Here is a 21,790-nt window from a genome sequence, read left to right as displayed (position 1 = left end):
CAAACAACGACACGCCTAGCCGTGTATATTTAATAAAGTGAAATGCAAAGTGTGTGGTAATAGTTTGAAACAAGTCAAATTACTGGTTGGTCTTTTAACTCTGTGTATTTATATCGCGGCAAATGCTTTAGCTGCACCTACCGATACTATTGTTAGCTTCAGTTTGAGCAACATTAACAATCAAAATATTAGTGACAAAGTCAGCTATTTTTCACTTAGTGACAACGCCACAAATCCTCCCAATAAGTTGAGTCAGCTAGACACTTGGTTACACACCTTAGCTTCGCACCAGACCACCAATGTATTTGGTGACAAATATGCTGTGGCATTTGAAATATACAATGACACACAGCTCACTGAATGGTTTGTTTATCCTTATGGATCAGTAGTACAAAACATAGAAATACTGAGTTTTGATCTCAATAATCAGGCTAGCTCATTTAAAACAGGACACGGTTTAAAGAACCAACAAGATTTTCATTACGGTAGCAAAATCGACCTATTACCCGGTCAGCGAAAAACCTTACTCATGATATTTGAAAGTGAATATTTTTTTGCACCTATCAAGATTTTAGTAAAGACTCATGGGCAAGCTGAGCAGCAGTTTCAATTAGAAAATGTCATATTACTTATCAGCCTAGGTATGTGTTTGGCTCTGGGTATATACAACTTATTCATTTTTTTCAGCACCCGAAATATCCAATATTTAACTTATGCATTGGCCACTTTAGCTTATGCCTTTGGGTGGTTAAGTGTATTTGCTGTGCCGGAATACGTAGGGATTAAAAGCTCAGACCATTGGTTAATGCCCGCGTATATAATAGGGGCTATTTTTACTAGTTTATTTAGCATTCAATTTTTGCGCCTAGAAGAATCAGCACCTAAAATAGCTAAAGCATTTAAAGTTATTGTCTTATTTGCAGTTATTTCATTACCCTTTGCCTTCTACAGCCAAGGCATAGGTTTATATCTAGCCTCGTTGTTTACCTCTGTAGTGTGCATTTTGGGTGTCTACTCTGGCATTCGGTGCTGGATGAACGGTTACTCGCCGGCCAAATATTTTGTATTTGCATTGTTGTCAGTGGTACTACCAAACATGGTAGGAAATCTGATGAATTTTGGGGTATTACCTGGGTTAAACGTTAATATTTATTTATTAGGGTTAATCGGTAACAGCTTAGACAGCTTGTTATTAGCTTTTGCCTTGGCAGCTCAATTACGGCTGTTAACACTACAAAATAAAAAGCTGACTGCCACTCTAGAAAATACCGTGCAACAGCGCACTTTCGAACTTAGAAAAGTGAATTATCAGTTAGAACAAACCAATAGCGACCTAATCGAAGCAAGTAACGCAAAAGGTCGGTTTTTAGCGACTATGAGTCATGAAATTCGTACTCCTTTGACCTCTATCATTGGTTATGCCGATGGTATTTTATTAGGAGATATAGACAAAGCTGAACAAGAACGTGTGACAAAAATCATCGCAGAAAATGGTATTCATTTATTGAGTGTCATTAATGACATTTTGGATATCAGTAAAATAGAAGCCAACAAACTCGACTTCGAATCAATACCTACACCTTTGTTTTCAGTCTTGGCTGAAATCGAATCAGTTGTAGGTAAACGAGCCAGAGATAAAGGTTTGGCTTTTCACTTGGAATACGAGTATCCACTGCCTGCTCAAATCAATATCGACCCAACACGTTTGAAACAAATTTTATTTAACCTAACGAATAATGCTATTAAGTTTACTGAACAAGGTTATGTAGGTTTATCGGTGAGTGTGGTCGACAATAGATTACAGATAAAAGTAACAGACTCTGGTGAAGGCATTTCGACGCAGCAGCAAGAGCATTTATTCCAACCCTTCACTCAAGCTGACAGTTCAATCAACAGGCGATTTGGTGGGACGGGCTTAGGGCTGAGTATTTCACGGCGATTAGCTAAGGGTTTAGGGGGCGATATTAATGTGCACAGTACCCCAAGAAAGGGCTCAACCTTTACTTTAAATATTGACTTATCTGTGGTTCAAGATTCTCCTTGGATAAATAATGTCGGTCAAATATGGCAGTCGACCCCAATTAAATCTGTGCATACTGCGGCATTACCAAACTTTGAAGGTAATAAAGTATTACTGGCAGACGATCACCCTAATAATCGCGAATTGATCTCCATACTCTTAAAACGGATGAATATTATCGTTACTGAAGTAGAAAACGGTAAACAAGCGTTGGAAACGGTTTTTTATCAAAAGTTTGATTTAATTTTACTTGATATTCACATGCCTCAAATGGATGGTACTGAAGCACTTAAGCAAATCAGAGCCGCAGGCAACTTCACACCCGTGATAGCCCTCACTGCCAATAACATGAAACATGAAATCGAACATTATATGCGCCTTGGATTTTCTGACTATTTAGCCAAGCCTATTTCTCGTCATCACTTTATTAGTAAACTGTCCCTGTACCTTAATAAACAAGGTGAGATAGATAGCCCACTTCATTATGGCGATATGTTGAAGTTAAAAAAAGACTATCAGCAATATTTGCGAGAACAAATCGGTAATCTGCAAAATGCCCTAGAACAACGGGATTTGACTATCATTAGCGAAATTTCCCATAGAATAAGAGGCTCTGCGGGCTCTTTCGGCTTCGATATAATTGGTCAAAAATTTGCTGATATGGAACACTCTGCCCTGCAAGATGATGAAATTGCAGTGACTTATGAGTTACCTAAATTACTGGCCTTAACAAAACAGTGTATTGACTTGCCGGGTATAGATATCCCACAAGGTATAGTGAGACATCATAATAGTGCCAAGCAATTTTTAAGTGCCATTTTTGAGTTAGTCGAACATTCACAGCAAACGATTAAAGACTTAACTTCAGCCCTGGACAACAATGAAATTAACAGCGCCTTAGTGCATTTATACAAGTTTTTCCCTTCCAGCTATGATTGTGCATTAGTCCAGTCTGAATCGGCATTTAAAGCCTTAGAAGATATTATTAAACAAGGTAAACTTGAACCTGAACAATATTCTCTGCAACTGGATATTATCCAAATACATTTTTCGGAACTAAGTGAAGCATTACAACCCAGCTTAATGAACCAAATCTAGTCCTTATCTGAATAGTATTGATGTGTCTATTGTAATGCGTTACTCGGTAATTCTCTCAAAAGCCATAGTTAATAGCGGGTCTAAAGTCATGCAAACAGTGGTTTTTATAATACTTTCCATATACTACATTCTGCCAATTCAAACTGTCGTTCCGCACTTAAATTAACCATTAATTTTGGTCAATAAACAGACGATTTAAAGAATAATGAAAAAAAACTTGACGTAGATCTCAGATCTTGATCTATTACTCTCTTTTGAGAGCTAGAATTATGTCCTCACCTTTTACTAAAACATTAGAACACCACGGTCTGGTTGCCGGTTTTTGCAAAGAAATCCGCTTAGCCCAAATTATTGATCAAGCTCTTGGCGTCTCAGACAAGAGAAATATCAGCTTTGGACAGCTCTTTGTCGCCATGATTATCAATGGCCTGGGCTTTACTGGCCGTACCCTGCATATGTACAGCGAATATTTCGAGGACAAACCTCTTGAGCGACTGATTGCACCCGGGATCGAGCCTGAGCATATCAACGATGATGCCCTAGGTCGCTGTCTGGATGCGCTGTATGAAAAAGGCGTTTCAGCCCTTTATCAAACCCTTGGTGAAGCCGTAGTTAAACACCTAGACTTGCCTTGTGACTCTGTTCATCTCGACTCCACGAGTTTCCATTATGACGGCCAAGGTAGGCCAGCAGAGGATGAGTTCAACTGCATCCAGGTCGCCAAAGGCTACTCCAGAGAGCATCGACCTGAGCTCAATCAGGTGATCTTAAATCTTATTTGCGAAAACCAGTCGGGCATTCCGGTATATATGAAGCCGTCCAGCGGCAACACTAATGATATGGAAGGTTTCAAAAAAATTGTTAAGTCTCATATCCAAAGCTTAAAAGCCGCACAAGCGAGCCGCTATCTGGTGGCCGATGCGGCGCTGTATGTCAAAGAAAGTATTGTTCATCTTGATGCAATCAATCAGTTGTTTATTACCCGTGTTCCTCAAACATTGAACGAGGCGAAAAGTTTAATCGCTCAAGCCCATCAACTGGACTTTGTTGATATAAGCGACGGTTATCAAGGCGTGTGGCACGAAACGAGCTATGGTGATGTGGCGCAAAAATGGTTGCTGGTATGCAGTGAGCAAGCCAGAAAACGTGAAGGCCATAATCTGGATAAGCGGATGCTCAAACAGTTTGAACAAGGCCGTAAGTCCTTCAAGAAATTGGGTCAACAGGAGTTTGCATGCCAAGAGGATGCCAAACAAGCTTTAGCGCAGTGGGAAGTCAAACAGCCTTATCTGATGGTCGACAGCCAGATCAACAAGGTGCCTGTTTACGCGGGTGCAGGGCGCCCTTCCCAGGACAAACAGCCTAAACGTGAGTATTATCACATCACAGGGAGCCTCTATACTGGTCTTGCAAAACGACAGGATGCGTTGAAGCAGCTGGGCTTATTTATCATCGCTAGTAATGATTTAGCGGATGATTTAAGCATGGAAAAGATACTCAGTACCTACAAATCCCAGCAGTCCGTAGAAAAAGGCTTTCGATTCTTAAAGAGCCCCGACTTTTTAACCAGTGCTATTTACCTTAAAAAACCAGAGCGTATTGAAGCACTACTGATGGTGATGACCAGCTGCTTAATGGTTTACGCTTCGTTAGAACATCAAATACGTAAACAGTTAAAAGTCCAAAACCGTTACTTCCCAGACATGAAGAAGAAACCCAGTCAAAACCCCACCGCCCGTTGGGTATTTCAGTGTTTTCAAGGGGTGACCCTCTTGTATATTGAGGGGAAAGAGTTAGTGGTAAACCTAAAAGAACGACAAAAAATAATCATTGATTGTCTGGGCAGTGAATACCAGCATATTTATTATTAAAAGTGGTGCGGAAGATCGGATTCAAACAGACGAAAGCTTTAGATGAAGGGCTATTACTTGTTGGTCACCTATGACTTGTGCTGTGTGGCCATGAATGTTGTGATTAAAATGGGTATTAGCGGGAAGTTTATCTTGAGCAATAAACACATCGCCAGCGGCGAAGTCACGGTAACTGTTATCCCTTAACCCAATGCGTAAAATACCTGAACGAATAAGAATAAGAGTAGCGTCACCAGCCACATGCCAGTCACTAAAATAACCAGGTTTACTCATTCTATGACGAAAGTTTAATGCCGATTGGCGGGATGAAATAAACAAACCATTGTAGTCATCAAGACAATACTGCTGCTCGATAAAGTATGACTCTATGGTTTCCATATTACATAACATTGGAATACTTACATTTGGCATCATTAACTTCACTGGTTATTGGGGTAATGGCATACATACTAATTAAAGAAAATTAATCTCAATGTCCTCTCTGAAAAACCATCTTATGGATTTGTCATTAGCATTTTATGCTCTGTAACTAGCAGAATGTCGTAAAACCTCGCACTTTATCCATTACACTGTATTTAATATTGTTAGCAAGAGCAGAATTATGTTTTATCCGGTTATAAATAGAGTGTTTGTGGTGGTTATATTAGCTGGGTTTAACCTAACTTGCCTAGCTCAAAATAGAATTGATACTCAACGACCTGATGCGCCAAAATTAGCCGCTTACGGCCAGTATGCCATAGGTGTAAAAACCTTAGAAATCACTCATCCTCAGCAAATTAATATTGCTAAAATTGATATCGCTAAGCCTAAGCTAACAAACCAACCTAAATATGACCGCCCTTTGACTCTCGAAGTTTGGTATCCAGCTATAAAGAATAGCCAAGGCAGCACCACCCTCGATGTTTATTTACGTGATGGCAAAACGACAGTCAGTATACAGGGCAAGGCAATACGCGACGCCAAACCAGTAGTTAGCAGTCAAAAATTTCCTCTGGTATTAATCTCCCATGGTTATCCAGGCAATCGTTTTTTAATGTCTCATTTAGCCGAAAATATTGCTTCAAAAGGTTATGTTGTGGTGTCTATCGATCACACAGACTCTACCTATCGAACCAAAGCGGCCTTCGGTTCGACTTTGGTCAATCGTCCAATCGACCAACTATTTACCCTTGATCAAATAGAGCTTATGGCAAAGGATAATGCCACATTTTTGTATGGCCTAGTCAACACCCAAAATACTGCTTTGATTGGTTATTCTATGGGTGGCTATGGAGCGGTCATTGCTGCTGGTGGAGGGGTTACCCAGCAAGCGGTAGATTACCCATGGGGATTACCAAGGGACGCATTAGCCATACACCAAAACCTTAATGCAACCCAGCATCATCCTGATCCAAGACTCAAAACCGTCATAGCCTTTGCACCTTGGGGCATGAATTATGGCGTATGGGACCAAACAACACTAAAAGGGGTAATGGTACCTATGTTGTTTGTAGCAGGCTCAGTTGATGATGTATCAGGTTACGAAAAAGGTGTACGTGCTATCTGGCAGGGTACAACCATGGTAGACCGAGCATTATTAACCTTTGATAATGCTAATCATGGTGCTGGAGCCCCTATGCCTGCTCCTGAGGAGTCTTATGTCTATGATGAAGCACTTGGGTTTAATATCAGCGAACACTACACAGATGCCGTTTGGGACACTGTTCGCATGAATAACATATCCCAGCACTTTGTAACTGCATGGTTAGAAAAATACTTAAAAGACAATGCCGATATGGACAATTATCTCGACTTAGAACCCAATTCAAATAATGGTGTTTGGAGCAAAGATGACAAAGGCCAGCCTAAAGCCGATCACAACCATTGGGCAGGCTTTAAAAACCGCACTGCCAAGGGCTTAAGATTTGAGAAGTTAGCAAAGGGCGAGTAATAAAACATCTTTAATTTGTGCTAGTTCAGACCCAATCTCCATAGTCTGGAATGAGTGATAATCGGATTTTCAACTTGCCTTCGTTAAAGATTGGCTCCACTAGCAAAGGGGTATTTACAATTGAAATTATATCTTTGCATTATGACTAATTCACAGTCACTTTGATAATTAGTCATAACGGTCAACTTGATGACAAATGATAGGTTTCAACGAACCTGATCCCGCAGCGGCATCTTTTTCTTTGGTTATGGCGCAACAACCATGGATTGAATATAAGCGCTTAAATATTTGATATCGTCATCGTTTAAGTTTTTAACAGACTGTCTCATAACCTTATCAAGGGTTTGGTCAGTGGTTCGTTTCCCTGTTTTATAGGCAGCTAAGGTCATGCGAACATAACGGGCATGTTGTGCCAGCAGTTTGGGGATTGACTGGTGGCTGTCGCCCTCTCCAGATGCACCATGGCAAGATTGACAAGCTACAATACCTCTGGATTGATCACCTTGTTGATACAATACACGGCCTTTGTCTGCCCATAAGTTATCTTCGGTAGCACTGTGTATTAAGGTATCTATGGTCGGATCGAAAGGCAGGATTGTTTGGGTTTGCTGGGAAAAATAAAAGGCAATCTGATTAATTTCTTCAGCGTTGTAATCTTGTAACGTATTGGCCATCTCTTTTGTGTCTCGCCGGGCGAATTTAAAATGATTGAGTTGGGTGCGCAAATACTGATAATTTTGTCCCGCAAGGATAGGGGATTGTTTATCGTATTTATCGGTTATCGGCGGATTACCCGTTACGCCATGGCATTCAGAGCAGGAATAGTGGCCATTTTCACGCACACCGGTGATCAACGATTTGGCATCCGCTGGCTGTTTTGAGTTGATAGTATTTGCCAGAGTATAGGTAAGGGTTTGCGTGTAAGTACCATCACTGTTTTTGAACGATATCAATTCACCTGATATATGCTGATATTCACCTGTTCCGCCAACAATGCCGATGGCTGAACTGCCCTGATCAAACTCTCTGCCTGCTACTTCAATAGTGCCGTTTATCAACGTCAGGGTCCAACGACATTGAGAACTGTTGCCCACCTGAGTGCGGGTACACACACCACTGTTATTGCCAATTTTGTTGCGTTCTGCATCCAGCAAAGGTTGGTCAAACAACCATTGATCACCAATCGTATCACCCGGTTCACCTAAATCCAGTGCAACTGCCGGTGATGTTTTTGCATCAGCAATAGTGAGCAGCGTTTTCGATTTGATACTGTCAGCCACACTGGCCATTGAAGCGCCGAGCAAAATGACGCAAGCCATTAGTGTTTTTTTCATTAGGACTATCTCATTGTTATTCCATTCAACCTTTAGCCGTCTAAGCCCTGTTCGAAATGGACTTTTTGTTAAAAGCCACTCTTGAGGTTCTTAAAAGGAGGCCGCACGCATAAAGGGTGTCAAATCTGGCAATATATCACGCGGATGACCACCGGCTGCGACTTATAATGGACCATGTGAAAACTCAACTTATTCCTCTGAGCCTCGCAGCTTTGCTAGCGGCCGGTTTATGGACCTCAGCGGTACTGCTATTGGTTTCATTAAGAAGCTCATTCAGTTTTGTTTTATTACTCCTGGATAACGTCAAAGCATCTCCGCTTTTTAGCACAACAGTGTAGTCTCCGTTGTCATTAGACTGAAGCTCCTGCAAACTTGCGAGCCTGATAATGGATGAACGGTGAATGCGCATAAATAAGGCCGGATCGAGTTGCTCTTCCAGCACTGTAAGAGTCTCTCGATGCAAGATCACTTTGCCGTCAAACAGATGTAATTCCGCGTAATTCCCCGCTCCTGAGATAAAGTTTATTTGCTCCACATCAATGAGTCGTATCCTGCCCGGCTCTTTAATCAACAGTCGAGACTTGTGATTTTTTTGGATGCCGTCTTTTATAAGACTTACCAGCTCAGCAAGCTTTACGTAATCGGTTTTTACCTTCTCTAATACTTTCTTTTTAGCCCGTTCCCATGCGGTAAAAAAGCGCTTATCTTCAAAGGGCTTTAACAGATAATCGGTCGCATTTAACTCAAAGGCTGCTACAGCGTACTTATCGTAGGCCGTAACAAAAACGATCACGATACTGGGATCAAGCATTTTTGCTAATTGAATACCCGTTGTGCCTGGCATTTGAATATCCATAAAAATGATATCTGGTCGACTCTGCTGCACCTTTTCTAGCACTTGCGCCCCATCCCTAGCTTCTTCAATCGTTTCAATCCCTGTTTGACTTGATAGCAGCAGGGCAATGATATCGCGGGCAATTCGCTCATCATCTGCAATCAATACTTTAAGCATGCAATCCACCTGTAGGTAATATTAAAATGGTTTCAAAATGACTATCGTCTGTTTTATTACAAATTAAAGTGTAGTTGCCTCCGTATATATTCTGCAGGCGTTTTTTACAATTGGTTAATCCTATCCCAAAGCCCTGATGAGTTTCGTGTTGCGCGACTTTATTTATCAAATGGATTGATAAGACCTGATCATCTATAGTGATCACTAACTTAAGCAAGTTTTGATCACTTTCTAACTGAGAGCCATGTTGTACTGCGTTTTCGACCAGAGTATGCAGCAACATAAAAGGTACTTGCACATCTAAACTCTGCTCACTGATATCCATATCAACGTCAAGTTTGTTCTCAAATCGCATTTTTTGAATTGCCAGATAACTGTTAATAAACTCAATTTCATTACGTAGGGAAGTAAGCTGAATGCCCTGACTCTCCAGTACTTTTCGAAACATGAGACTTAATTCGCTGATTGCTTTTACTGCATTATCTTTGTGCTCTAGGCGGATGAGTCCTGAAATAGTGTTTAGGGTATTAAACAGAAAATGGGGACTCAGTTGAGCCTTGAGTGATTGCAACTCCACCTTAAGTAGCTGATTGCTAAGTCGTTGATTATAGGTTGCTTGAATTTTTGCCCGGGTATAATAACTCATGGTGAAACCTAAACTGGCAATGGCCGCGTAAACCAGTAAATCCATATGTAAGAGACCCGTGAATAAACGTTCATAAGCAACAAAAAAGGCTTCCATATCAAAGTGATAGTTATTAAGCATCAGGGTAATTAGAATCAAAGTCAAGCCCCAATACAAGCTCATTGAAACAGTGAGTACCAGCAGGTTAGCTGCGACAAACTTATAGGTAAGATCCTTCTCAATATTAATGTGCCTCACTAAAGCGATTACGATTGGGGCAACTACAGCCCAATTGATCCACCAGGGAAGATATTCAAGCCAAACTGACCAATAGTCGGAGTCCTGACCATAATATAGGCGCATCCGATGGGCATTATCTGCGGCCACAGAATTGAGTAGCAACCACAAAATGAGATTAAATAACAAAAATAACAGTGAAGGGAAATAAATAAGACGTTTTTTGAACATAGTTAAATAATCTCGACCTGGGTATGGATTATCCGTAGTTTGTGTCCAGCATTGCAACTGACGGTATAAAAAACAAGCCATAATATAGGCTTTCGGTAAGCTAAAAGACCTTTATGTCGATGGTATTCCATTTAAATCATACCGTTAAGCACTGATTACGCTTCTTTCGTCACTCTAATAGAGTTTTTGACCTATTTATTCAACATTCATCTTTAGGCAGACCAAGAAAAATGAATATTTGTCATCCCAAAACTGACTAAGTCCCATAGGCTAACTATTGCTTAAGGTACAGCCTCAACGTTTGTTATCAATCCTCATATTGCTCTATCTCAAGAAAATACCAGTGAGGATAAAATTTCTGTTACTGGGCATTGGCTCAGAAGAACCGAATAGATATTCAGCTCGCCCATTAACATTATTAGTGAGGTATAAATTGAAATTTCCGGTGCTATCAAGGTCGCTAACGACTGGTGGCATCGGGGAAACTGCGGCTACTAGCACTCACCTTATACCTCTGGATATTTACTCATCACAAGCTGGATAACTATATCTGTACGCATATTAATTTCCGCCTCTGGCGTCTTGATTTCGACCATTCATCACCCCGTTATATCCATTGGCGGAAAGTAGGTAGTGATGAGCACGGCTTAAGCATAACGTTGAGTTAGGTAACTCAAGTTATCTCTTAATAATCATAATAATTTTTGCTCGAAGGCTACTTTGAGCGTCCAGAGGTATACACATGTTTAATAAAAAAATACTGGCAAAGTCAATTAGTTTGTCTTTGGCCTTTGGTGCGGTTGCAGCTTTAACATCAATAGCTGCAACCGCACAAGAAGCAGCTATGGAGACAGAAGCTGCTGAGGTTGAAAAGATTTCAATTACAGGTAGTCGTATTCGTCGACCTGGTGCGATATCTACCAGCCCAATTTTTTCAATGAGTGCTGAAGAAATAAGCTTTTTTCAAGAGCCTGAAGTGGAAAGAATGCTTAAAGTACTGCCTAGTACTATTCCAGGTGATGGCGCCAACGTAAACAATGGTAGTGCGGGTGCTGCAACAGTTGACTTACGTGGTTTAGGAACTGAGCGTACATTGATTTTGATGGATGGCCGTCGTATGACACCGTTCAACTACAATGGTGAAGTTGATACTGCTGCTATACCTACAGCATTAATACAAAGTGTTGATATTGTCACTGGTGGGGCTTCAGCGGTATATGGTTCTGATGCCATATCAGGAGCGGTTAACTTCATCATGAAAAAAGATTTTGAAGGTGTTGAATTACAATACAATCATGCTGTAACAGGTGATAATGACGGTGATAAAGACAACATCTCTTTAACGATAGGTTCAAACTCTGCTGACGGTAAAGGTAACGTTGCTTTATCGGTAAGCTGGATGAATCGTGACCAAGTACTATTAGGCGACCGTCCATTAGGTTTACTGGGTATCGACAGTGAAACAGGTGCGGGTCTTAATGAATTTAATAACGGTCTTCCACCGGTTTCAGGCCCAGCAGGTTGTGACGGACCTAATGTTGTTGACTTTGTAAACGGTAGTGGTTCAACTACCGCTATCCCAACACGTTTTGCACTAGTGGGTTATGCTCCTGCTAATGGACAATTCAGAAATGACGGTAGCATTGGCTCAGATTGCAGTCGTTTTAACTTTAACCCGTTTAACTTCTATCAAACTCCGGCTGAACGTTACTCTGCAACCGCTATTGGTCATTATGAAATTAATGACAATGCCACTGTTTACAGTACATTTAACTATAATCATCAGTCGGTTTCAGCACAAGTTGCCCCTTCAGGTACGTTTGGTGCCGCATTTAACCTACCTCTTGCGAACCCATTTATTGCTGACCAAGCTCGCCAATATATGATTGATGCAGGTAATAGTGCTCTTGCTGCGGGCTTGTTAAATACTCCAGGCTTAACTAACTGGATTGATAGTAATGGTAGCGGAGACGTTGATGCTGCTGATTACTTAAATGTGCAATTACGTCGTCGTACAGTTGAGTTTGGTGCACGCTCAGAACTTTTCAACACAGACCAATTTTCATTGTTAACTGGTGTTGAAGGTGAATTGTATGGCGATTGGATGTATGACGCCTCATATCAATATGGTGAAACAAACCGTGTTACTACACGTGGTGGCTACACTAACCTAACTAACATTCAAAACGCATTAGATACTACCGATGGTGTTAACTGTAAAAATGGTGTTTCTTCTTGTGTGCCAATTAATTTATTTGGTGGTTTAGGAACGATTACGCCTGAAATGGCGGCTTATTCAACGGCAACCGCTCTGCAAACGCAAGCCTACACGCAAGAAATTATACTTATTACGGCTAATGGTCCTGTAGAAGCGATAAAATCTCCATGGTCTGCAGAAGAACTTTCTATCAGTGTTGGTTACGAACATCGTAAAGAGACCGGTTCATTAGAGCCTGATGAATGTTTAAAAGAAGCTCCGGCCAGTTGTCAAGGTGGTGCAGGTGGTAACTTACTTGCCATTAATGGTGGTTTCTCTTCTGAAGAACTTTTCATTGAAGGTGTTTTTCCGGTATTAGAAGATGTTTCTTTTGCTGAACGGGTCGATATTGAATTTGGTTATCGTGGTGCAGATTATAGCTCTGTTGGCTCTGTAGATACCTGGAAATTGGGTGCTACATGGCAACCAACAGATCAAGTATTAATCCGTGTAATGCAGCAATCGGCAACACGTGCTCCAAACGTTGGTGAGCTTTCTTCTCCTGTCGTTACAGGTTTAGATAATGCTACGCTAGATCCATGTTCAATTGCTAACGTGGGTAACATTGATGCAGCGTTAACGGCTCTTTGTTTATCAACAGGTATGCTTCCAGCGCAAGTAGGTGCGGTACAAGATATTATCTCTGGTCAAGTCAACGCCTTCAATGGTAGTGATCCCGATAATGCACCTGGCGCAGAAGATGCTGAAACATTTACTGCTGGTTTTGTTTACTCTGCTGATTTCTTAGATGACTTTGTACTTTCAGTTGATTATTACGACATTCAAGTTGATGATTATATTGGTGAATTCTCTCCTCAAGAAGTGCTTGATGGATGTTATATAGGCGGTGATACTGTTGCATGTTCAAAAATTAAACGTATCGGTGGTGATTTAACCATTTCTGGTTCTGGTGTTGAGTTGTTTACTACTAACCTTAAGTCTCGTCAGGTTGAAGGTATCGAAGTAAACGTAGACTTTAGTGTTGATTTCGGTGAAATGGGTCAGGTATTCTTTAATGCTAACGTAAACAAATACTTAACTCATGAACAACAAAGCTCAAATGAATCTGCACTAATTGATTGTAAAGGTCAGTTTGGTACAACTTGTAGTCCAACATCTGATTTACGTTGGGTTCAGCGTACAACATGGCAGTTGAATGACTTCACAGTTTCTGCTCTATGGCGTCACATGAGCGGTGTTGATATTCAAAGTGACCAAATTGTTGACACATTTGCCCAGTTTCAAAGTATTGAAAGTTACGACTATGTAGATTTGTTTGCGAGCTATCAATACGGTAAGCATACTAAATTTACCTTTGGTATAGATAACATCTTCGAAAAAGATGCGCCTGTACTGGGTGGCGAAGTCGGTTCAACTGCATTTAACAGTGGTAATACTTTCCCAAGTACTTATGACAATCTTGGACGTATGTATAAAATGGGGGTTAGATTTACCTTCTAATTTATGACTTTTAAGTTAGTAATGCAGGGTTAAGTTAACAAACTTAGCCCTGCTTTTTTTATTCACCTGTATATGCAAAACGCGGCAGACTTTGGCCGTCAATTTTTACCCTTTCTACAAACATCTCCACTGGTCTTACCCACAAACCACCTTCGCCATATAGGAGGCGATAGACAACTAATACCAATCCGTATATAGAAGTGACCTCTCAGCGAGTTTAAAAGGAGCGTAACGCTCGGCGCCCGAACAAGGCGCTTGAATGTAAGAATAGTGCAACTACCTTAGGGAATGACTCCTCCAAATTCATGCAACGCAGAGTTAGCTACTTTAAACCTCGTCCTTCGGAAAAGCCCCAGTCGGTTTTGTACTGCGTTCTCGCTAAGTGAAAGTGAATTGGCCATTTCTTTTTGCGACGCCTTGCTCAAATACGACTGGGGCTTTCTGAGAGGGTAACTCTTTTTACAGATTAGTATCATAAGGCCGATCTTCCGCACCACTTTTAATAATAAATATGCTGGTATTCACTGCCCAGACAATCAATGATTATTTTTTGTCGTTCTTTTAGGTTTACCACTAACTCTTTCCCCTCAATATTCAAGAGGGTCACCCCTTGAAAACACTGAAAATACCCAACGGGCGGTGGGGTTTTGACTGGGTTTCTTCTTCATGTCTGGGAAGTAACGGTTTTGGACTTTTAACTGTTTACGTATTTGATGTTCTAACGAAGCGTAAACCATTAAGCAGCTGGTCATCACCATCAGTAGTGCTTCAATACGCTCTGGTTTTTTAAGGTAAATAGCACTGGTTAAAAAGTCGGGGCTCTTTAAGAATCGAAAGCCTTTTTCTACGGACTGCTGGGATTTGTAGGTACTGAGTATCTTTTCCATGCTTAAATCATCCGCTAAATCATTACTAGCGATGATAAATAAGCCCAGCTGCTTCAACGCATCCTGTCGTTTTGCAAGACCAGTATAGAGGCTCCCTGTGATGTGATAATACTCACGTTTAGGCTGTTTGTCCTGGGAAGGGCGCCCTGCACCCGCGTAAACAGGCACCTTGTTGATCTGGCTGTCGACCATCAGATAAGGCTGTTTGACTTCCCACTGCGCTAAAGCTTGTTTGGCATCCTCTTGGCATGCAAACTCCTGTTGACCCAATTTCTTGAAGGACTTACGGCCTTGTTCAAACTGTTTGAGCATCCGCTTATCCAGATTATGGCCTTCACGTTTTCTGGCTTGCTCACTGCATACCAGCAACCATTTTTGCGCCACATCACCATAGCTCGTTTCGTGCCACACGCCTTGATAACCGTCGCTTATATCAACAAAGTCCAGTTGATGGGCTTGAGCGATTAAACTTTTCGCCTCGTTCAATGTTTGAGGAACACGGGTAATAAACAACTGATTGATTGCATCAAGATGAACAATACTTTCTTTGACATACAGCGCCGCATCGGCCACCAGATAGCGGCTCGCTTGTGCGGCTTTTAAGCTTTGGATATGAGACTTAACAATTTTTTTGAAACCTTCCATATCATTAGTGTTGCCGCTGGACGGCTTCATATATACCGGAATGCCCGACTGGTTTTCGCAAATAAGATTTAAGATCACCTGATTGAGCTCAGGTCGATGCTCTCTGGAGTAGCCTTTGGCGACCTGGATGCAGTTGAACTCATCCTCTGCTGGCCTACCTTGGCCGTCATAATGGAAACTCGTGGAGTCGAGATGAACAGAGTCACAAGGCAAGTCTAGGTGTTTAACTACGGCTTCACCAAGGGTTTGATAAAGGGCTGAAACGCCTTTTTCATACAGCGCATCCAGACAGCGACCTAGGGCATCATCGTTGATATGCTCAGGCTCGATCCCGGGTGCAATCAGTCGCTCAAGAGGTTTGTCCTCGAAATATTCGCTGTACATATGCAGGGTACGGCCAGTAAAGCCCAGGCCATTGATAATCATGGCGACAAAGAGCTGTCCAAAGCTGATATTTCTCTTGTCTGAGACGCCAAGAGCTTGATCAATAATTTGGGCTAAGCGGATTTCTTTGCAAAAACCGGCAACCAGACCGTGGTGTTCTAATGTTTTAGTAAAAGGTGAGGACATAATTCTAGCTCTCAAAAGAGAGTAATAGATCAAGATCTGAGATCTACGTCAAGTTTTTTTTCATTATTCTTTAAATCGTCTGTTTATTGACCAAAATTAATGGTTAATTTAAGTGCGGAACGACAGTTGTAATATGGGTTTAGGTAAATAATGGGCACACTCAGTGCAATTATAGATTTTAGATATAATGTCCATTTTGCTGTTCATCCCATGCTTCAAGTCAGTTTGTAGCCAAAAAAAAGGCCTCTAAATGAGGCCTTATCATTATAATATCTTCTTGTTACTCAGCCATGGCAGGTAAAAAGTCGAATTGATTGATGTGTAACCATTTTTGTTTTTGTATGGCCAAACTTTGTTTTAACTCTTTATACTTATAATGAACTTCAAGATTTTCATAGCTGCGTTTCAAGTTTTGCTTCTTGATTGCCACTAGTTGTTTCTTGGCTGCGTAATAGTCGGTCATTCGCTGTGCTAAGAGTTCGTATTCAACCTGCACTTTGGCTAATATCTCATCTGCGTTGGCTAATTTAGATACTTTTTCCTGAGCTAATTTTAGTTGCATCGCGACCTTCGCTTTTTCAATTCTTTCTTCTGGGCAACGCCTAAGGTTACTGGTCCAGCCAATAAGAGATAAGCCTTTGATTAACCATTTTGTAGGATCAAATTGCCACCACTTGATGCCATTTCTGTAATCATATTCAAATATATGATGAAAATTATGATAACCCTCTCCGAAAGTGAAAAAAGCTAAGATATCGTTATCCCGAGCAGAATTTTTATCCGTGTAAGGTTGCTTACCCCATATATGAGCCAGAGAGTTTATGAAAAAAGTAACGTGATGAACTACTACCAAGCGGAAAACACCGGCTAATAATAACATGCCCCAAATATCACCATTCAGCCAACCTAATAAAATTGGAACACCAAAATTTGCGCCAAACATGATCTTTAAATAGTGGTTATGTTGCCACATCACTACAGCATCCTTTTGAAGATCGCGGCAGTTACTATAATCAGCATAACGATGAATTTGATACTCTCTTAACATCCAACCAATATGAGAATACCAAAAGCCTTTTTTGGCTGAGTACGGGTCATGTTCGTTATCGTCAACATGTCTGTGGTGAATACGATGATCTGAACACCAATGCAAAATGCTATTTTGCAGCGACATGGCACCACCTATCGCCAGCACTACTCTTACAAACGCGTTGGCTTCGAATGCCTTATGTGACCATAAACGATGATAACCGGCAGTAATTGACATACCTGAAAAGTAAATTAAAGCGACGCACGCAATAATTTCAACAGCATCAAAGCCATTTGTCAGCGCTTCAAAGGGAACCAACACAGTAGCTATAAGGCCTGTAATGGTAAAGATTAATATATTGGTGAGCAGTAGGCGTGGTTTTTTCATTTAAAATATTAAGTTCAGCTTACATGTGTGCGCTATTTTACGTTGCCTTTTGCGTTTCGCAAGCCCTATATGTATATAGTGTGATATTTCTTCGGTATGTGTTTTACTTTTTTCACGTTAGAATTCTATTTATATTGATCTCGCCACCGACATTGGGTTTAGCTTTTGAACCGTCAAGAACAAAAATTACGCACTCGCCGATCTATTATTGAAGCTGCATTTTCACTATTAGATGAACAGCGAAGTTTGTCGAGTATTAGCCTTAGAGAAGTTGCTCGGGCAGCTGGTATCGCGCCCACTTCTTTCTATCGCCACTTTAAAGATATCGACGAATTAGGCTTAACTTTAGTTGACGAAGCAGGTTTAGCTTTGCGTCAGTTAATGCGTCAAGCCAGAGTAAGGATTGCTTCTGGTGGTGGTGTGATCAATACCTCGGTGGATACTTTTATGGAATTTATAACTGCTAATAATAATGTTTTCCGTTTGTTATTGCGTGAGCACACAGGGACGTCAATGGCTTTTAGAGCTGCAGTTCTTCGAGAAATCAAACACTTTAATGTAGAACTGACTGATTACACTATATCTACTACTGGCTTGCCATATAATATTGCTAACTTACAAGCCGAAGCGATGGTCAAATTGGTCTTTAGTGCTGGAGCGGAAGCACTGGATGCATCTGATGAGCAAAAGCTCAATGTAGCAGAGCGAGTAAAACTGCAATTAAGGTTTGTTGTTAATGGTGCATTGCAAGCTAAAGCTGAACAAGCTTCGAGTTAACTGCCTGCAACCAGAGATTAGTTACTTTTTTTGTAAATAAACCCCACATTCTGTGTGGTGCGTGTAGGGGAATTGATCAAATAGCGCAAATCGAGAGATGACGTGTGTACTTAACAATGTATCTAAATTGAGTTTAAGTGTGTCTGGATTACATGAAATATACACAATATTTTCATACTGACTAATCATATTCACCGTGCTCTCGTCTAAGCCAGAACGAGGTGGATCGACTAATACTGTTTTGCAGTGGTATTCGGCTAAGTTAATGCCTTCTAAACGTCGAAATTTTCTTACACCTTGTTGAGCCTGAACAAATTCTTCACTCGACATACGAATAATCTTTAAATTGTCTATGTTATTTTGCTCAATGTTATCTTGCGCAGCTGCAACCGAGGTTTTGGATATTTCAGTTGCCAATACTTTTTCAAAATTCTGCGCTAAGGGAACTGAAAAGTTACCAGATCCGCAATAGAGCTCAAGTAAGTCTCCTTGACTATTTTGAGTAATATCCAATGCCCATTCAATCATTTTAATGTTGACTAGTGCATTGGGTTGGGTAAAACTATTTTCGATTTGTTTAAAGGTGAATTTGTGTTGGTTGATTGTCAATTCTTCGGTTACATAATCCTTATCTAATAGGACTTTTTGTTTCTTAGCCCGACCAATAATATCTATCTGGTATTTTTTCCTTAACGAAAATCGAATTTTCTTCATTTCATCTGTCCATGCTTCATCCAATTCTTTGTGATAAAGCAAAGATGCAATGATTTCTCCGCTGAGTGTGGCTAAATAGTCAATTTGGAACAGCTTTCTGCGCGCAGTTTCGTTTGGTTTTAGTAATAACAGCAGATCAGCCATGACATCATTAATAAGTTGGCTGGCAGGTGGGAAATGATGGACCTGGTACTTTTGTTTTGTCGCTTGGTCGAACATAACATGATGAAGATCATCACCATCATGCCATATCCGAAATTCGGCTCGTAACCTATAATGCAATGGCTGTGAAGCAAATACTTCCAATTCAGGCATAGGATGTTGGGCAAAACTGTCTATAAGAACCTTTGTTTTGACGTTAAGTTCTTCAACATAATTGTCTGCCTGAATCTCTGTTGGCCGCATGTATTGCCTCAATTGTTTGGTTCATAAAAGCGCGCAAGTTAAAGTGTTTTTAGTCATTCTGCAATATTTTGAGAAAGTTAAATATTTATGCTTGAATAATTTTTATGCAAATCAAGTTAAAGTATTAGATAGGTGTGGCCGATAAGATTAGTTAAGGATAGTGAGGTATCTGCCATGAACATTAGTCAATTAAAAGCATTTCTAGGTGATAAGCCCCAGCATTTGGGTAACGAAAACAGTATTCAAAATCAATTGCGTGATACTGGTTTAAAGCAAGCCATTAGTGGGCAAAATAGCCAAACGTCACAAAGAGTGGAGCAATTTAGTTCCAGTACCTCCTTGGGTGTGCGAGTATATTCGAATGCATTAAACAATACGTTGGAAGTTGACAAACGTAAGCCTGATTTTGCTGCACCTGAGACAGAGCAATCTGAAGCATCGTTATTTGATTTCGAAAAAATAGCGAAGAATGTGCTCAATTTTGTGGGTGGAGCAATTAAGAATGCTCAAAGCAAAGGCGCAGACGAAGATAAGTTAAATGATTTGTTTGAACAAGCTTCATCTGGTGTGCTTAAAGGCATAAAGTTAGCAGAGCGGGACTTAGCAGGTTTCTTAAATGAAGAAATTACAAATGGCATCAGTCAAAGTAAAAACCTAATTGAAGACGGCATAGCTAAACTAAAGCGTAATATTTTTAATCCCCAATCTTTAGACTTGGAAAAAGCCACTCAATCTACAGTGAAATCCACCAGTGTATCTTACGAAAAGCAAGTATCAGGTGAACTGAGTATTCGAACCAGAGATGGTGACAGAGTTAATATTACTTTTGAAAATCTTGAGCAGTTTGAATCTAGTCAAAGACAGGTGCAGCGATTTTCCGAAGAGACAGAGTCAGAAAAAAAGGCAGTAGTTTCTGAGCCAGTTAAAACTCCGAGTGCTTTGACAGCCGCAATTCAAACTGAAACACCAGTCACTGATGAAGTGAATGAATCAACTTTATCTGTTAAAGAAGAGGAAGAGGTAAAACCCAACACTCAATCAACTGAACAAAACACCATTTTTTACCAGGAGAACACATTTTCGTTTTCAGTTAAGGGTGAGTTAGATGAAGACGAACTAAAAGCTATTGGCCAATTAGTAGCGGACACTAATGAGTTGGCTGAAGAATTCTTCAACGGTGATATTGAGACCGCTTTTAATCAAGCATTAGAATTAGGTTTTGACGAGCAAGAATTATCTAGTTTTGCCTTACAGCTAACAAAAGTTGAAAATACTGCAGTTATCAAAGCGTATGAAACAATTTCCAGATTTGATAAGGATAGCGTTGACAGTGATCCTGCGAAAGCTGTTAAGCCAGTTGCTGATTATCTTGATAAACTATTGAATGTGCTCGATGGCTCCAGACTGCAACTTGAAGATAGTAAGTCTTATGAAAATCTTGTGAATGAACTGATCAATAAATTAGGCAAAGATGTGGCAACGCCAGATTTGATTTCTGCTATTAATCGCTTCAACAAATTTAATCAGAATCTCGTGAACAACTTACCAGTAGGATATCAACCAGAAAACCAGCGTTAGTATCGGTGTGATGGATAAATAAAAAAGGCCAGCTTGAAGCTGGCCTTTTTTATAATTGAATTGATATCACTCTTCTTCAATTTTTTCTTTGGCTAATCTCACTTTCAAAGTGCGTTCTTGGAATGTTGAGTCGTTCAAATTTTTGATTGCCTTATCTGCACCTTTAGGATGCATTTCAACGAAGCCGTACCCTTTCCTTTTTCCAGTACGTCGGTCTTTCATTAACCGGACTGACACAACACTACCTTGTTGCTCAAAATGTTCTTGAACGGCTTCTTCATCTGCACGATAAGGAAGATTACCTACATATAGTGTGGATACCTCTGAGGACTCGTCTTTGTCGTTAGATAAATTAGAAGACGAAAATAACTTCGATAAGGCTGGTACTAATAAGCCACCAACTAAAACGCCTATAGCTGCTGACAATTGGTTTGGCATATCAGAAGCTAAGATGGGTAAAATGAAATACAGAACAATAGCGAAAATAACGGTGACAAAAATATTCAAAACAAAAGATGGATTCATATGGCTCTACCTAAAAAGATTTTATGGTTATAAGAATAAAAGCGCCCTCATGTTACTCATTTATAAGGTTTTCGCAAATAGTAAGACTAAGTATCAGCAATCCTTTTCTTGATTCCTTTATAAAGCACACTGTTTTTATTGTTTTTGAGTGATTAATAAGCACTTAAACGATAATTGTAAATTAGGGGTTGCATGC

Annotated in this window: 14 protein-coding genes and 2 pseudogenes; 6 read left to right on the top strand and 10 right to left on the bottom strand. The window is 40.4% G+C overall.

The features are described 5' to 3' along the window. Positions 1–64 precede the first annotated feature (64 nt). Complete coding sequence (locus CXF95_RS14195; RefSeq protein WP_232787856.1) at positions 65–3,118, top strand: response regulator; 3,054 nt, start codon at positions 65–67, stop codon at positions 3,116–3,118. A gap of 269 nt (positions 3,119–3,387) precedes the next feature. Further along, a complete protein-coding gene (locus tag CXF95_RS14190; protein WP_101199321.1) occupies positions 3,388–4,989 on the top strand; it encodes an IS1634 family transposase in 1,602 nt (533 codons plus the stop codon). A 21-nt stretch (positions 4,990–5,010) separates the two neighbouring features. Here CXF95_RS14190 and CXF95_RS14185 read toward each other — a convergent pair whose 3' ends face one another. Next, positions 5,011–5,403 carry a hypothetical protein gene (locus tag CXF95_RS14185; RefSeq protein WP_232787855.1) on the bottom strand — a complete coding sequence of 131 codons (393 nt, stop codon included), beginning with the start codon at positions 5,401–5,403 and terminating at the stop codon, positions 5,011–5,013. A 187-nt stretch (positions 5,404–5,590) separates the two neighbouring features. Here CXF95_RS14185 and CXF95_RS14180 point away from each other — a divergent pair, with 187 nt between their 5' ends. After that, entirely contained in the window at positions 5,591–6,919 is a 1,329-nt protein-coding gene (locus CXF95_RS14180) for a dienelactone hydrolase (RefSeq protein ID WP_101199320.1), read from the top strand. A gap of 245 nt (positions 6,920–7,164) precedes the next feature. On the opposite strand, the gene CXF95_RS30675 is transcribed toward CXF95_RS14180, so the two are convergent. The 3 genes from CXF95_RS30675 to CXF95_RS14160 all read right to left on the bottom strand — a co-directional run bounded on the left by CXF95_RS30675 (position 7,165) and on the right by CXF95_RS14160 (position 10,439). After that, the gene (locus CXF95_RS30675; RefSeq protein WP_232787854.1) at positions 7,165–8,253 is read right to left on the bottom strand and encodes a c-type cytochrome; all 1,089 of its coding nucleotides are present in this window, start codon (positions 8,251–8,253) and stop codon (positions 7,165–7,167) included. Positions 8,254–8,437: 184 nt separating this feature from the next. Continuing rightward, positions 8,438–9,265 carry a LytTR family DNA-binding domain-containing protein gene (locus tag CXF95_RS14165; protein ID WP_101199318.1) on the bottom strand — a complete coding sequence of 276 codons (828 nt, stop codon included), beginning with the start codon at positions 9,263–9,265 and terminating at the stop codon, positions 8,438–8,440. Further along, positions 9,258–10,439, bottom strand: a complete 1,182-nt coding sequence (locus tag CXF95_RS14160) for a sensor histidine kinase (protein ID WP_232787853.1) — start codon at positions 10,437–10,439, stop codon at positions 9,258–9,260. Before CXF95_RS14160 ends, CXF95_RS14165 begins: the two co-directional genes overlap by 8 nt. Before the next feature lie 661 nt (positions 10,440–11,100). On the opposite strand from CXF95_RS14160, the gene CXF95_RS14155 reads away from it, so the two are divergent. After that, positions 11,101–14,076 (top strand): TonB-dependent receptor domain-containing protein, encoded by a 2,976-nt coding sequence (locus tag CXF95_RS14155; RefSeq protein WP_101199317.1) that lies wholly within the window; start codon positions 11,101–11,103, stop codon positions 14,074–14,076. Positions 14,077–14,134: 58 nt separating this feature from the next. Here the strand turns inward: CXF95_RS14155 and CXF95_RS14150 are convergent, their stop codons facing one another. The 3 genes and pseudogenes from CXF95_RS14150 to CXF95_RS14135 all read right to left on the bottom strand — a co-directional run bounded on the left by CXF95_RS14150 (position 14,135) and on the right by CXF95_RS14135 (position 17,595). After that, a complete protein-coding gene (locus CXF95_RS14150) occupies positions 14,135–14,263 on the bottom strand; it encodes a DUF1653 domain-containing protein (protein WP_369809314.1) in 129 nt (42 codons plus the stop codon). A 312-nt stretch (positions 14,264–14,575) separates the two neighbouring features. Next, positions 14,576–16,178 (bottom strand): annotated as a pseudogene (locus CXF95_RS14145) (IS1634 family transposase). A 280-nt stretch (positions 16,179–16,458) separates the two neighbouring features. Then, positions 16,459–17,595 (bottom strand): fatty acid desaturase, encoded by a 1,137-nt coding sequence (locus CXF95_RS14135; protein ID WP_101199315.1) that lies wholly within the window; start codon positions 17,593–17,595, stop codon positions 16,459–16,461. Between the two features lie 165 nt (positions 17,596–17,760). Between CXF95_RS14135 and fabR the strand changes: the two genes are divergently transcribed. Continuing rightward, a complete protein-coding gene (gene fabR, locus CXF95_RS14130) occupies positions 17,761–18,372 on the top strand; it encodes an HTH-type transcriptional repressor FabR (protein ID WP_101199314.1) in 612 nt (203 codons plus the stop codon). A 21-nt stretch (positions 18,373–18,393) separates the two neighbouring features. On the opposite strand, the gene trmA is transcribed toward fabR, so the two are convergent. After that, on the bottom strand, positions 18,394–19,491 hold the full coding sequence (trmA, locus tag CXF95_RS14125) for a tRNA (uridine(54)-C5)-methyltransferase TrmA (protein ID WP_101199313.1): 1,098 nt from the start codon (positions 19,489–19,491) through the stop codon (positions 18,394–18,396). A gap of 174 nt (positions 19,492–19,665) precedes the next feature. Between trmA and CXF95_RS31480 the strand changes: the two are divergent. Then, positions 19,666–20,112 (top strand): annotated as a pseudogene (locus CXF95_RS31480) (DUF5610 domain-containing protein); the annotation flags it as partial. A 233-nt stretch (positions 20,113–20,345) separates the two neighbouring features. Here the strand turns inward: CXF95_RS31480 and CXF95_RS31475 are convergent. Further along, positions 20,346–20,444, bottom strand: a complete 99-nt coding sequence (locus CXF95_RS31475) for a SipW-dependent-type signal peptide-containing protein (RefSeq protein ID WP_369809321.1) — start codon at positions 20,442–20,444, stop codon at positions 20,346–20,348. 691 nt (positions 20,445–21,135) lie between these two features. Then, positions 21,136–21,594, bottom strand: coding sequence for an RNA-binding protein (locus CXF95_RS14115; RefSeq protein ID WP_101199311.1), 459 nt, complete (start codon positions 21,592–21,594; stop codon positions 21,136–21,138). Positions 21,595–21,790: the final 196 nt, after the last annotated feature.

Source organism: Paraglaciecola sp. MB-3u-78 (genome assembly GCF_002835935.1).
In the GTDB taxonomy this organism is placed as follows: domain Bacteria; phylum Pseudomonadota; class Gammaproteobacteria; order Enterobacterales; family Alteromonadaceae; genus Paraglaciecola.
Note: the sequence above shows the minus strand (reverse complement) of the source record. Positions and strands in the feature narration are given on the sequence as shown.

Coding starts and splice junctions, on each gene's coding strand:
- CXF95_RS14165 (WP_101199318.1), bottom strand. CDS start 9,265: ATGCTTAAAGTATTGATTGCAGATGATGAGCGAATTGCCCGCGATATC.
- CXF95_RS14180 (WP_101199320.1), top strand. CDS start 5,591: ATGTTTTATCCGGTTATAAATAGAGTGTTTGTGGTGGTTATATTAGCT.
- CXF95_RS14115 (WP_101199311.1), bottom strand. CDS start 21,594: ATGAATCCATCTTTTGTTTTGAATATTTTTGTCACCGTTATTTTCGCT.
- CXF95_RS14155 (WP_101199317.1), top strand. CDS start 11,101: ATGTTTAATAAAAAAATACTGGCAAAGTCAATTAGTTTGTCTTTGGCC.
- trmA (WP_101199313.1), bottom strand. CDS start 19,491: ATGCGGCCAACAGAGATTCAGGCAGACAATTATGTTGAAGAACTTAAC.
- CXF95_RS14190 (WP_101199321.1), top strand. CDS start 3,388: ATGTCCTCACCTTTTACTAAAACATTAGAACACCACGGTCTGGTTGCC.
- CXF95_RS14135 (WP_101199315.1), bottom strand. CDS start 17,595: ATGAAAAAACCACGCCTACTGCTCACCAATATATTAATCTTTACCATT.
- CXF95_RS30675 (WP_232787854.1), bottom strand. CDS start 8,253: ATGAAAAAAACACTAATGGCTTGCGTCATTTTGCTCGGCGCTTCAATG.
- CXF95_RS14160 (WP_232787853.1), bottom strand. CDS start 10,439: ATGGCTTGTTTTTTATACCGTCAGTTGCAATGCTGGACACAAACTACG.
- CXF95_RS14185 (WP_232787855.1), bottom strand. CDS start 5,403: ATGATGCCAAATGTAAGTATTCCAATGTTATGTAATATGGAAACCATA.